Annotated in this window: 11 protein-coding genes; 5 read left to right on the top strand and 6 right to left on the bottom strand. The window is 50.6% G+C overall.

Going from position 1 to position 12,726, the window contains the following annotated elements; genetic code table 11:
• Positions 1-83: 83 nt before the first annotated feature.
• The 4 genes from SYK_RS16990 to SYK_RS16975 form a co-directional block, all read right to left on the bottom strand.
• Positions 84-1,241, bottom strand: coding sequence for a multidrug effflux MFS transporter (locus SYK_RS16990; protein ID WP_281761458.1), 1,158 nt, complete (start codon positions 1,239-1,241; stop codon positions 84-86).
• Positions 1,242-1,384: 143 nt separating this feature from the next.
• A complete protein-coding gene (gene clpB, locus SYK_RS16985) occupies positions 1,385-3,982 on the bottom strand; it encodes an ATP-dependent chaperone ClpB (RefSeq protein ID WP_281761457.1) in 2,598 nt (865 codons plus the stop codon).
• Between the two features lie 31 nt (positions 3,983-4,013).
• Positions 4,014-4,349, bottom strand: coding sequence for a chaperone modulator CbpM (locus SYK_RS16980; protein ID WP_281761456.1), 336 nt, complete (start codon positions 4,347-4,349; stop codon positions 4,014-4,016).
• Between the two features lie 12 nt (positions 4,350-4,361).
• On the bottom strand, positions 4,362-5,327 hold the full coding sequence (locus tag SYK_RS16975; protein WP_281761455.1) for a DnaJ C-terminal domain-containing protein: 966 nt from the start codon (positions 5,325-5,327) through the stop codon (positions 4,362-4,364).
• Between the two features lie 148 nt (positions 5,328-5,475).
• Between SYK_RS16975 and SYK_RS16970 the strand changes: the two genes are divergently transcribed.
• Entirely contained in the window at positions 5,476-6,033 is a 558-nt protein-coding gene (locus SYK_RS16970; RefSeq protein WP_281761454.1) for a BON domain-containing protein, read from the top strand.
• A 26-nt stretch (positions 6,034-6,059) separates the two neighbouring features.
• On the opposite strand, the gene SYK_RS16965 is transcribed toward SYK_RS16970, so the two are convergent.
• Together SYK_RS16965 and SYK_RS16960 are read right to left on the bottom strand one after the other, a co-directional pair.
• The gene (locus SYK_RS16965) at positions 6,060-6,800 is read right to left on the bottom strand and encodes a rhomboid family intramembrane serine protease (protein ID WP_281761453.1); all 741 of its coding nucleotides are present in this window, start codon (positions 6,798-6,800) and stop codon (positions 6,060-6,062) included.
• Positions 6,797-8,455 carry a dephospho-CoA kinase gene (locus tag SYK_RS16960; protein WP_281761452.1) on the bottom strand — a complete coding sequence of 553 codons (1,659 nt, stop codon included), beginning with the start codon at positions 8,453-8,455 and terminating at the stop codon, positions 6,797-6,799. Before SYK_RS16960 ends, SYK_RS16965 begins: the two co-directional genes overlap by 4 nt.
• A gap of 196 nt (positions 8,456-8,651) precedes the next feature.
• Between SYK_RS16960 and upp the strand changes: the two genes are divergently transcribed.
• The 4 genes from upp to SYK_RS16940 all read left to right on the top strand — a co-directional run bounded on the left by upp (position 8,652) and on the right by SYK_RS16940 (position 12,615).
• Positions 8,652-9,278, top strand: a complete 627-nt coding sequence (gene upp / locus SYK_RS16955; RefSeq protein WP_281761451.1) for a uracil phosphoribosyltransferase — start codon at positions 8,652-8,654, stop codon at positions 9,276-9,278.
• 129 nt (positions 9,279-9,407) lie between these two features.
• A complete protein-coding gene (locus SYK_RS16950) occupies positions 9,408-10,778 on the top strand; it encodes a uracil-xanthine permease family protein (RefSeq protein ID WP_281761450.1) in 1,371 nt (456 codons plus the stop codon).
• Between the two features lie 147 nt (positions 10,779-10,925).
• Entirely contained in the window at positions 10,926-11,681 is a 756-nt protein-coding gene (locus tag SYK_RS16945) for a glycosyltransferase family 2 protein (RefSeq protein ID WP_281761449.1), read from the top strand.
• A gap of 94 nt (positions 11,682-11,775) precedes the next feature.
• Positions 11,776-12,615, top strand: coding sequence for a mechanosensitive ion channel family protein (locus SYK_RS16940; protein ID WP_281761448.1), 840 nt, complete (start codon positions 11,776-11,778; stop codon positions 12,613-12,615).
• The last annotated feature ends 111 nt before the right edge of the window (positions 12,616-12,726 follow it).

Genomic DNA, 12,726 nt, shown 5'->3' with positions numbered 1-12,726 from the left:
GGCAGCGCATAGTGCAACACCATGATTTTTCGCAAAGATATTGTAATGAAATGACGCAGGGTAGCTATGGTCTTGAATCAGACTCAAGTCCGACGTCTTCCAATAACACGCATAATAAACAGTGTCCCCAACGGAATGGCCGCACCGGTTAAAGCAAGCAAACCAAGCACCATAGGCTTGTTGGGCCAATCAAGGGAGATAAACTCCATGGACATGGCTCCCACGAAAAACATCTCAAAGGTCATCACACCAGAGGCTGCTCCCACATCAGAATCCACCTGATCCAGAATCATGGAATTGCTGACAGGACGAGAAAATCCCACAGAAAACGTGATACAAAACATGGGTATGGCAACCGCCAGCGGTGAAGTCCCACCCAAGAAGAGCATGAGTATCCCGGCCCCAAAAATTGCACACAATGAAAAATACAGGATATGCATAGGCTTCAAAGAACCACCCAATCGCGTACAAGCAAATGATCCGAGCATAAATCCTACAGCATTGGCACCGAAATACAGTCCAAAAATATGTTCCGACATAGCGAAGCCGTTGATATAGATATCTGCTGAACCACCAATAAAACCGAAATGAGGCAGAACCATGATGGCGAAAGCTAACGCCAGCACTGTGAACCGCCCATTCTTGAAGACCGCAACATATCGCCCAGCCACGGCAAGCACACCGCCATGCGTGAATTCTGTCAGTGGCTCTTTCAATCGAAGGACACCATACAGTGCAACAAGCGCCATGATCGACTGAACAATAAAAATCCATTGCCAAGAGCCAAACCGCAACATAATGCCGCCCAATGTCGGGGCCAACATGGGACAAAAAGCCATGATAACGCCGATATAAGCCAGAATTTTCTGTCGTTCCACACCATCGTACAAATCCTTGGACAATGCCAAAGAGAGGGATGCCGCAGCGGCCGCTCCAGCTCCTTGAATGGCTCGGGAAAAGAGCAAAAATGCAATGGAGTCGGACGCTGCACACAAAAGACTGCCAAGAATAAAAAGAAGAATACCTGAAATAAGGACAGGACGCCGTCCAAATCGATCTGACAACGGCCCGTGAATCAACAGACACGCACTGAAAATCACAATGAAAACAACCAACGACAAGTTGATGACTCCGAAAGGCACACTCCACACAACCTGCAAAGTTGGCATGGCCGGCAGATACATATCAATGGCAAGCGGCGGAAAGGCCGCCAGTAATGAAAGCAAAATCAAATTTGGCATACAATCCTTGATTCCAAAAAGTTGAGAGTGCAACCTTTCAGAAGTCGACTACATTAGTCAAGAAACGCTTTGTATCGTTTATCATAAAAAAAGACCGACACCCATCTCGGGTGCCGACCTTATACTTTCGTTGTACTCTATATTTATACGAACATCAGTCTACCATCTTTTTCGTCCACAGTCACAGAGGCGCCATCCGCCAATTCTCCGCTGATAAGCAGCTTTGCAAGTGGTGTTTCCAAATGTGCCTGCAGGTAACGATGAAGGGGACGCGCACCAAAGCTCGGTTCATACGCAGATTCAGCGATAAACGCCTTGGCCTTTTCCGTAAGCACCAACTCGATCTTTCGATCTTCTAACCGGGAACGCAATCCTGCCACCAGCAGATCAATAATACCTGCAAGCTGGATCGGCGTAAGTGGTCGAAACAACACGGTCTCATCCACACGATTGAGAAACTCAGGTCGGAAATGATGACGCAGAACGTCCATGACCTGCGCTTCCACGCCTTCCCGGAACTCGCCGGTCTGATCAATGCCATCCAGCATATACTCTGCACCAAGATTACTCGTCATAATGACGATAGTATTCTTGAAATCCACGGTCCGACCATGAGAATCAGTCAGTCGTCCGTCATCGAGAATCTGAAGGAGCACATTGAACACGTCATGGTGCGCCTTTTCGATTTCGTCAAACAAAATGACCGAGTATGGCTTGCGCCTGACAGCCTCAGTCAACTGACCACCTTCGTCATACCCGATATAACCCGGAGGCGCACCGATGAGTCGGGCCACGGTGTGCTTTTCCATATATTCGGACATGTCGATACGAACCATATTGTCCTCGGAATCGAACAGGGCGGACGCAAGCGTCTTGCACAGTTCTGTCTTACCAACACCCGTGGGACCGAGGAAAATAAACGAACCGATTGGTTTACTCGGGTCCTTGAGACCTGCACGAGCACGCAGAACAGCATCAGCCACTGCTTGAACAGCGTCGTCCTGACCAATAACCCGCTCATGCAGCATATCGCCGAGCTTGAGCAGCTTCTCACGTTCTCCTTCCATCAGGCGGGACACCGGAATACCGGTCCATCGGGCTATGACTTGAGCCACATCATCCGGGCCGACTTCTTCCCTGACCATGCGCGGCGTGTCCCCGGATTCCAAGGCCTCGTTTCGCGCGTTAAGATCTTTTTCCAATGTTGCCAGCCGACCATATTCCAATTCAGCGGCACGGTTGTAGTCAAGCACACGCTTGGCTTCGTCAACTTCACGACGCGTTATTTCTATATCTTCTTTCAAGGAACGCAGGCGTTCGATGCTCCCTTTCTCATTTTCCCATTGGGCCAAAAGAACCGATTGATTTTCTTTGATCTCAGCCAACTTCTTTTCCAATTCCACCAATCGTTCACGAGAAGCCTTGTCCGACTCCCGTTTCAATGCTTCACGCTCGATTTCGAGCTGCATGACCTGACGATTGGCCTTGTCCAACTCATAAGGCTGGGAGTCAATCTCTGTACGGATCAACGCTGCGGCCTCATCAATAAGGTCAATAGCCTTATCCGGCAATTGACGGTCCATTATATAACGATTGGACAACACGGCAGCTTCCACTATCGCCCCATCTGCAATGCGCACACCATGGTGCACTTCAAATCGCTCGCGCAGTCCGCGCAGGATGGAGATGGTGTCTTCCACGTTCGGCTCTTCCACAAGCACAGTCTGGAAACGGCGTTCAAGAGCCGGGTCCTTCTCAATGTACTTACGATACTCGTCAATGGTGGTCGCACCAATACAATGGAGTTCTCCACGAGCCAGCATGGGCTTCAGGATATTCCCCGCGTCCATGGCACCATCAGTCTTGCCCGCGCCCACAATGGTGTGCAATTCATCAATGAACATAAGGATCTGTCCAGCGGATTCCTGCACTTCCTTAAGCACGGCCTTGAGCCGTTCCTCGAACTCACCGCGATACTTTGCACCGGCAATGAGCGACCCCATGTCCAGCGAAAAGACGGTCTTGTCCTTGAGCCCCTCGGGCACATCGCCCTTGACGATACGCTGGGCCAATCCCTCGGCAATGGCGGTCTTTCCGACACCGGCCTCACCGATGAGCACCGGGTTATTCTTGGTGCGACGGGAAAGGATACGGATAACTCGACGAATCTCGCTATCCCGACCAATGACCGGATCGAGTTTGCCGGACCGGGCCTCTTCAACAAGGTCACGTCCGTACTTCTTGAGCGAATCGTATGTGGCTTCGGGATTGTCGGACGTAACGCGCTGTTTACCACGCACTTCCTCAAGCGCACCAAGGACCTTATTCTTGTCCAAACCGAATTGCTTATTCACACGGCCCACGCCAGAAGAAGTTGATTCGTCCATAAGAACAACGAATACGTGTTCCACGGAAACAAACTCGTCCTTCATACGTTTGCGCATGTCGTCAGCCGCCACCAATGCTTTCTGCATACGCGGGGTGACAACGATCTGGTCGGGGCGTGCGCCGGAACCGGTCACACGGGGCATTTTAGCTATTTCGGCGTCAATGGCGCCAAGGTAGGCATCAGGGGCCACTCCGAGTTTACGCAGGATTTGGGGAACCAACCCCTGCTCCTGCGTAACAAGAGCGTGCATGAGATGCTCGCAATCGATTTGCTGATGTCCGCTTCGAATGGCCAGATTCTGAGCCTCGGAAACAGCGTCCTGTGTTTTTTTCGTAAAAGTATTCGGATCCATATTTTACCTCCTTAGAGGTGAAAAAGCTCCGTTATACAAGCCTCTTCAACTCTATGACTTCTTTTTCTAATTCTTCCACCCGCTCCAGCAAGTCCACAATTATGGAGCCGGAGTTAAACGACATATCCAGATCATTGACCAGCCGCATGAGCTTATGAATGCGATAGACATCACGCAGTCGGAACAAATACTCCTCCGCGTTCGTCTTCTTGGGACTGATCCAACCAAGGTCAACTAGTTCTGAAACCTGAGCAGGTTGAATACTGGTCAACTGCACAAGCTGCGCCCAAGCCACATACTCACTGCGTTCCGGCAAATTCAAACCGGGCAGTTGCAACAACATTTCCTGAAGCTTTCGTGTGGTCATAGTTCAATTTCCTCAGAAATTTCTCGGTGTGAAATCGGACACTTCTTGCAGCTTCTCCAATAACTCACGTTCTTCGTTGGAGAGTCGCTCGGGGACCTGAATCATAATACGCACGAACTGATCACCTTTCTTTGCACCGGCTCCCAATCCTTTGCCCTTGATTCGCAATTTCTTGCCGGAACCAATGCCTGGCGGAATTTTCATTTCCACTGCACCGTCAAGAGTAGGGATACGCAGGTTTGCACCCAGTGCGGCTTCCCAAGGCGCCAGAGGCAGATCGAGAATAACGTCTGCATCAGACACCTTGAACATGTGATGAGACATAAGCCTGATCTTGAGATACAGATCTCCCTTGGGCCCACCGCCCATACCGGGGTTGCCCTGTCCGGCCAGACGGATCTTCTGCCCATCTTTGATACCCGGCGGCACGTTGATCTCAAGAGTCTTGGTGTTCATATGCGGGAAGCCTTCCGGACCGGTGACCTGCTCCTGCACAGTGATGGACTTCTTGCCACCGCGAAAAGCCTCTTCCAACGTCATCTCATAGGATGCCTCGGAATCGGAACCGCGTCGTGGACGCTGTTGATAGCCACCGCCTTGCTGAAAACCTCCGCGAAAACTTGCGCCACCCGGGCCGCCACCACCACCAAAAATGGTCTCGAAAAAATCTGAGAATCCGGCCCCGCCGCCAAATCCACCGCCACCACCATACTGCATATTCTCGTATCCGGGCGGCGGCTGAAAATTCTGCCCATGCTCCCAGTTGGAGCCGAACTGATCATACAGTTTGCGCTTCTTCGCATCTTTGAGAACTTCGTAGGCTTCGTTGATCTCCTTAAACTTAGCTTCCGCTTCCGGGTTGTTCGGATTAAGGTCAGGATGATACTTGCGAGCCAATTTTTTAAAGGCCTTACTAATTTCATCCTTGGACGATGAGCGAGAAACTCCGAGGAGTTTGTAATAATCTCTATATTCCATTCGAATCGTGTTCCTTTCCTGAAAACAAAAAAAATATTTTCGTCGATGCTTTTCTAAGTTAATATGCTCTCACTCTGTGTCAAGTGTATAAGTGGAATCTTCATACAAGTTTTCCACAAAGTTTTCCACAGTCGTTTTAGGAGGAATCATGAAAAACCCCAAATTGATACTCTCTACCCTGCTTATCGTTTGCCTCGCCATATCTACCATAGCCTGGACTCCATGGGGAGCTATATACGGCAGTGCACGTGATGAACGCAGTGTCGGCGACCAAACCGCAGACAAAGAAATTTCTCTTTCCATCAAAAAAGCCATGGCCGACAAAGACGGCAAAAAGGCTCTCCAAATTCATGCCTACTGTTTCTTGAAACACGTCTATCTCGTAGGAGCTATCAATGATACTGCATTTCAGTCTTTTGCATACAAAACTGCCAAGGCCACGGATGGTGTAAAAAAAGTAACCAAGTACTTCGTCAAAGAATCCGACACGACTACGAACGATCTGGAAATCGCTGCCAGCGTACGTGCGGCACTGATCGCTGAAGGAGACCTCTCAGCCACACAGATCGAACAGGAAACCATGAACGGAGAAGTTGTTTTGCTCGGCATGATTCGAAACAAAAAAGAAGCTCAACTGGCCATCAAAATTGCCAAAGGAGTTGAGGGTGTTCGCAAGGTGACATCATTCATGATCCCGAGCCAATAGCCCCAAAAGCGTTAATACAACGACGTTCAAAGGTCGTGATCCAATGATTCCGGATCGTAATCCTTGGTGTCCGGGTTATAACAATACTTGCAACTTCCCGGACGCTTGAACCAGCGAATAAGAATCGCGCCGGCAATAAAACCGCCGACATGAGCCCACCAGGCCACGCCATGCGCGGCCTGCTGCGCGGCAGACGTAATGCCAGATGCCACCTGAGAGAGAAACCAGATGCCAAGAAAAAGAAATGACGGCACCTGAAAAAAAAGTGGAATAATAATGATGGGCACCAAAACAGTAACTCGACCATGAGGGTACAAAAAGACATAGGCCCCCATGACACCAGCCACAGCCCCGGATGCGCCCACAATGGGAATTGTCGAATCCGACTCAAACACCATGTGCAAACTCACTGCCGCAAGACCACACAACAAATAGAACAGCACGAACCGGCCATGGCCCGTGACATCTTCAATATTGTCTCCAAACAGCCAAAGCATCCACATATTCATAATAATATGCAGCCAGCCGCCATGCAAAAACATATAGGAAAAAAGCGGCCACCCCAAACTGTCTGGATACCCAGCCCATGCAGCCCAGTCCGGTGAAAAGAACCGGGCTGGTACAACTCCGAACAAATGGTACAGATAAGCGAGCTCACGCGTCCCCACCGTCAGGGTGTACAGAAAAACTACCACATTGATGACAATGATGAGGCCCACCCCGTAGGGGGTGGTAAGCCTCGGCACATTGTCACGAATGGGGATCATGCATCAGCCCCCTCAGCCGAAAACTCATCGGCCAAATTGGGCCACAACCCTTCCATCCAGTCCTCGAATTCTCGGTTACGACGCTCAGCCTTGTCGCAGGCAAAATCTCGCAACCTGCCAGCCTCAATCTGCAAATCTTCCACGCCGCCAGCATTGCTCAGCACCAGATCGCATGCCGCAAGCTTGTCTTTCTCCGACCATTGCCACGAATCGAACACAGCCAGAGTTTCAACATCGAGCCCACGTTTTTCACGCAACTCGCCTGTCCGCTTTTCTTCAGGACACGAGACTCCGGCCACCATATCCACACGGCCACCCTTGTGCCATCCCGACTCCAACAGCAGCGGTACTTCGGCAAATGCAGCCACTTCGTCACGATGCTCTTTAAAGAACTCTTCGCACTCATGACGCACCATGGGATGAATCAGGTCCATGACCTCTCGGCGCATGGTCTCTGAAGTCTGCATGGCTTGAAACAAGGCAGTTTTGTCCACGCTCCCGTCTTCAAGCGAATATTGACCACCAAACCTTTGCCGAATCATGGATGCGCCATCACCATCCGGTCCGTAAAGGACAGCAACACTATCATCAGCACTAAAACAGGGCAGCTCCAAACCACGCAAAGCCCCAAGCATTGTGGATTTACCACAACCAGGCATACCAACAATCCCTACTCGCAGACACTCACGTGTCAAACCGGACAGCAAAGTCTGGAAATCTGTGGGGGGTGCCTGCCATCGAGTAATCTTCTCACCTGTCACAGGGTGCGTGACTGAAAGATAAAAAGCATGGAGCATTTGACGCGGAGCCAACGTGGCCAACGAATCAGGCCGACGTGACCAATCAACATTTTCCCGTGAGCCATAGACCGAATCACCCAAAAGCGGATGACCAAGATGCGCCATATGCACACGAATCTGATGGGTTCGTCCTGTATGAATACGCACGGCCACCAGCGAAGCCAACCCGCGAGGACCAGTCCAAAGAACTCGATATTCACTTCGAGCATCACGTCCACCCTTGTCGACAACGGCCATGCGTGTTTTCTGACTTGGATGGCGTCCCATAGGCGCATCAATAGTGCCATAAGGTTGGGATGGACAACCGTGAACAATGGCAAGATATACCTTGTGTACTTTGCGCTCGGCAAAATCAGATGCCAGTTTCAACCGGGCAGCTTCAGTACGAGCAACCGCCATGATACCTGACGTATCCTTATCCAGTCGATGCACGATGCCAGGACGTTGTTCGTCCATGCCTGACACATCGGCCGCAATATCCGGCCACTGATGCAGCAGATAATTAACCAGAGTCGGTCCCTTTTCCGCTGGCGCGGGATGAGTTGTGACCCCGGCGCGTTTTTCCACCACGAGCATGTGCTCGTCTTCAAACAATACCGACAGATCACCGGCGACCGGTTCAGGGGCATTCTCCCCCATCAGTATGTCTTCAGCCCCAATGGAGACCTGCTCTCCACCTAAAAGCTTTTGTTTACCTTTGGTTACACTCTGCCCATCGACGATAGCCATGCCGGATTCAATCCAGGATTTGACCCGTCCGCGTGAGACTCCTTCGTCAGCCAGCTCGCGCCCCCAGAATTTATCCAGACGCACTCCTCTGTCCGAGAAGTCCACGTTCCTCTTCCATATGTTCATTTTTTTCTCTTCAACCATGAAATGGACGATATACCGGGAATCATTGGAAAGTAAAATTCAAATTGATTTTATACATTAAACGTAGCCCAAATTGGGTCTTGACCCACGCCGTTCATCAGCTTAGAAAGGGGAAATTTTGCGCAATCGCAACTTTCATTACTATATTTTATAAAACACCAGCACACAAGGAGAGCCTGTGGCCTTACATCTGGTAGATCACCCGCTTATCCGACACAAAGTCGGCCTGCTTCGTTCTTATGACATTTCCACCAGCCATTTTCGCACGCTGTCAAACGAGATCACCCGTCTTCTGACGTACGAAGCCACAAAAGACTTCGCAACCGAAAAGAAAACCATCAAGGGATGGGCCGGTGACGTCGAAGTCGACTGCATCAAGGGCAAAATGGTCACTGTCGTGCCTATCCTGCGCGCAGGTTTAGGTATGATGGACGGCGTGTTTGATATGATTCCCGGCGCTAAAGCATCCGTTGTCGGTTTTTATCGCGACGAAGAGACCCTTGAGCCTGTCCAGTACTACGTCAAGCTCGCCAACAAGATCGAAGAACGCACCGCGCTCATCCTTGATCCCATGTTGGCCACTGGCGGTACTCTGGAGGCAACCATCCGTCTGCTCAAAGACGCTGGCTGTAAATCTATCCGAGGCCTGTTCCTGTGTGCCGCGCCTGAAGGCGTTGATCGCATTCTCAAGGACCATCCCGAAGTGGATATTTACACAGCCGCTCTTGATGAGCGACTCAACGACATCGGATACATTATCCCCGGTCTTGGAGACGCGGGAGACAAGATATTCGGTACCAAGTAGGTATGAAGACACGCTTCACAGCGTGTCTTTTTTTGGAGTTTTTAGGGGGGCAACCATTAATGGCGCTCCGTGAAGTCTGTACTGTAAAGGACTCTCACGATAACGCCCGAGAGGAGGAGTTGGCACATTATGAGTAACATTCATTCCACCGAGTATAATTTCAGACCCAAAGACGCGTTGCTCGGCGCGCAAATGCTTTTTGTCGCGTTCGGCGCACTGGTACTGGTACCACTGTTGACCGGTCTTGACGCCAACGTAGCCTTATTTACCGCTGGCGCAGGCACCCTGGTTTTCCAAGTCATCACCAAAGGCAAGGTGCCTGTTTTTCTGGCATCATCCTTTGCCTTCATCGCCCCCATCATCTATGGCGTGCAGACTTGGGGCATCCCCGCCACCATGTGTGGATTAATCGGCGCGGGCCTGCTCTACGTCATACTCAGCTTCCTGATCCGTATTTACGGTTCCGAAATGCTTCGCCGTGTTCTGCCCCCGATCGTCACTGGCCCGGTCATCATGGTTATCGGCCTGATCCTTGCCCCGGTTGCCGTACACATGGCTATGGGACGTTCAGGTGATGGTGGAGCCTGGCTGGTACCTAATATCACCGCAATAATCATTGCCGGTGCAGCCCTTCTGACTACAATCCTGGCTTCCCTGCTTGGTAAAGGTTGGATCAAGCTCATCCCGATCCTGCTCGGTATCACAGTCGGGTACGTCACATCCCTGATTCTGGACGCAACCGGCTTCTCAGCAGCTCAACAGGCCGCTTTCGATCCTGGCACTCTCCAGAACTGGACCGCACCCGCACTGGTCAGTTTCCAAAAAATAGCAGACGCTCCGGTTCTGGCAATCCCGAACTTCACATTTCCCACCTGGAATCTCGAAGCCATCCTGTTCATCATCCCGGTCGCCATTGCACCGGCCATCGAACACTTTGGTGATGTTCTCGCTATAGGTGGCATCTCCGGCAAAGATTACGTCAAGGATCCCGGCATCCAAAACACCTTGCTCGGCGATGGTGTTGCCACTTCCCTGGCTGCATGTCTGGGCGGACCTCCGAACACCACTTACTCCGAAGTTTCCGGCGCAGTTGCACTGACCCATGCCTTCAACCCGGCCATCATGACTTGGGCCGCCATTACCGCTATCCTGCTGGCCTTTGTCGGCAAGCTCGGCGCATTCCTTGGCACCATCCCCGTCCCTGTTATGGGCGGCATCATGATCCTGCTCTTCGGTGCCATCACCGTCATCGGCATCAACACGCTTGTTCGTGCCAGAACCGACCTGATGCTTCCACGTAATCTCGCCATCGTGGCCATGATTCTCGTGTTCGGTATCGGCGGAATGAGTTTTGACCTCGTCATCGTCAAACTCGGCGGCATCGGTCTGGCCGGTATTGTCGGCGTTATTCTGAACCTCGTCCTGCCCTGTAAGGACTGCGATGCACCGCTGCCCGACGAAATCAATCCCGCAGCCCCGGATCACCGCACCGATCTCTAATACTCAAACGAAAAAAAGGCCCCTCTTCGTCGAAGAGGGGCTTTTTTTATTTTTGGCAACAGAATGAATGACACAATAAGATACGAGGTTTCATTGGACCCGTTCGGAATAAATGCGTAAGATTCGCGAGCAATCAAGGGAGATGCAATGCGTGAAACTGTGACCGGATTGGTCCTGACATATAATGGTGAACGGCTGCTTGAGAAATGTCTCAAATCGCTTGATTTTTGCGATGAATTACTCGTTGTAGATTCAGACTCATCTGATCGCACCCGAGAAATAGCGGAAGCATGTGGCGCTCGGGTTATCGTCAATCCTTGGCCCGGACCCGTTGCTCAATTCAAACTCGCCTTGTCGGAAATCACTACCACCTGGGTTGTCTCATTGGATCAGGACGAATTTCTGACAGACGAATTGCACGACAATATCATCAAAAAACTCTCCAAAAAGGAGCACGTTTCTGGTTACTATACTTCACGAAGCTCCTTCTATTTCAATCGGTTCATGAAACATTCAGGGTGGTATCCAGATTACCTTTTCCGTGTATTTCGCACAGGTCAAATGGAAGTCTCGGCCTCAGGTGCGCACTATCACTTCAAGCCTCGCGGAGAGACCATAAAGCTATCTGGTGACATCCTGCATTACCCCTATGACTCCTTCCAGCAACATATGGAAAAGATTAACTACTATGCTGAGGAAGGAGCGATTTCCCTTCGTGAAAAAGGTAAACGCGGCGGCATGCTCAATGCACTACTTCACGCCACAGTCCGCTTTATAAAACTCTATTTTCTAAAGCTCGGTTTTCTGGACGGCGCTGCTGGATTCTGCAATGCGCTTGCCGGATACTATTACACGTTCCAAAAATACATTCGAGTGAATGAAAAAGGGAAATGGGGCGAATAAAAAGTTTCCCATTTACCCAGTAGGGAGTTCCTAACCGTTTGGCTTTATGATAATGACTACCAAATCATAATGACTTTTTTTCTCTGGAGGAAACATGGAAAGATTCGACCCCCAAGTTCTTTTTGATACTGCGATGTATTATGTCACCACGTATGGTGTAAAACTCATTGTTGCCCTAATACTTTTTATCGTAGGTCGGATGATCGCACGCTATATTGCAGACATGACCCGCAAAGTTATGCTCAAAGCAAAAATGGATGAGACGCTTGGCTCATTCATGCGCAACATCATCTACTATGCCCTGCTCGCAGCCGTGGTTATTGCTGCACTCGGACAGGCTGGAATAAACGTAACGTCCTTCCTCGCTGTTCTCGGTGCCGCAGGTTTGGCCGTCGGTCTCGCTCTCAAGGACTCCCTGTCCAACTTTGCTGCCGGCGTCATCCTGATCATGATGAATTTCTTCAAAAAAGGTGATTACGTTACGGCTGGTGGTGAATCCGGTACTGTCACGACAATCAATATCTTCAATACGGTCTTGACCACCCCTGACAACAAGGTCATCACCGTGCCCAACTCCGCCGTACTCGGTGGAACCATCACCAATGTCACAGCCAACCCGACTCGCCGTGTCGACTTGGTTATGGGCATCGGCTACAACGACGACCTGCTCAAAGCGAAAAAGATTTTGAAACAAATTCTGGCAGACGAACCACGCATTCTTACCACCCCTGCCCCACAGGTCGAAGTTTCCGAGTTGGCAGATTCCTCGGTCAACTTTATTGTACGACCTTGGTGCAAAACAGAAGATTACTGGGGTGTGTACTTCGCCATCACAGAAAAAGTAAAACTTGTCTTCGATCAGGAAGGCATTTCTATTCCTTACCCGCAGCAGGATGTCTACATGTATACTGTGGACAAAAATTCGGAAGGATAAAGGCGCCGCCGTTGGCGGAATTGACAGGTGATTTCGTCTCTGACGGCCAAAGGGGCAAGCCCCCTTTGGAATCCCTCTGTCGCCTCCGGCGAAAAGTTATTCATAAAAAGA

The sequence above is a fragment of the Pseudodesulfovibrio nedwellii genome (assembly GCF_027923765.1).
GTDB lineage: Bacteria > Desulfobacterota > Desulfovibrionia > Desulfovibrionales > Desulfovibrionaceae > Pseudodesulfovibrio > Pseudodesulfovibrio nedwellii.
This window is presented reverse-complemented; position numbering and strand designations above follow the sequence as displayed.

Coding starts and splice junctions, on each gene's coding strand:
- SYK_RS16960 (WP_281761452.1), bottom strand. CDS start 8,455: ATGAACATATGGAAGAGGAACGTGGACTTCTCGGACAGAGGAGTGCGT.
- SYK_RS16970 (WP_281761454.1), top strand. CDS start 5,476: ATGAAAAACCCCAAATTGATACTCTCTACCCTGCTTATCGTTTGCCTC.
- SYK_RS16940 (WP_281761448.1), top strand. CDS start 11,776: ATGGAAAGATTCGACCCCCAAGTTCTTTTTGATACTGCGATGTATTAT.
- SYK_RS16965 (WP_281761453.1), bottom strand. CDS start 6,800: ATGATCCCCATTCGTGACAATGTGCCGAGGCTTACCACCCCCTACGGG.
- SYK_RS16990 (WP_281761458.1), bottom strand. CDS start 1,241: ATGCCAAATTTGATTTTGCTTTCATTACTGGCGGCCTTTCCGCCGCTT.
- SYK_RS16975 (WP_281761455.1), bottom strand. CDS start 5,327: ATGGAATATAGAGATTATTACAAACTCCTCGGAGTTTCTCGCTCATCG.
- SYK_RS16945 (WP_281761449.1), top strand. CDS start 10,926: ATGCGTGAAACTGTGACCGGATTGGTCCTGACATATAATGGTGAACGG.
- clpB (WP_281761457.1), bottom strand. CDS start 3,982: ATGGATCCGAATACTTTTACGAAAAAAACACAGGACGCTGTTTCCGAG.
- SYK_RS16950 (WP_281761450.1), top strand. CDS start 9,408: ATGAGTAACATTCATTCCACCGAGTATAATTTCAGACCCAAAGACGCG.
- SYK_RS16980 (WP_281761456.1), bottom strand. CDS start 4,349: ATGACCACACGAAAGCTTCAGGAAATGTTGTTGCAACTGCCCGGTTTG.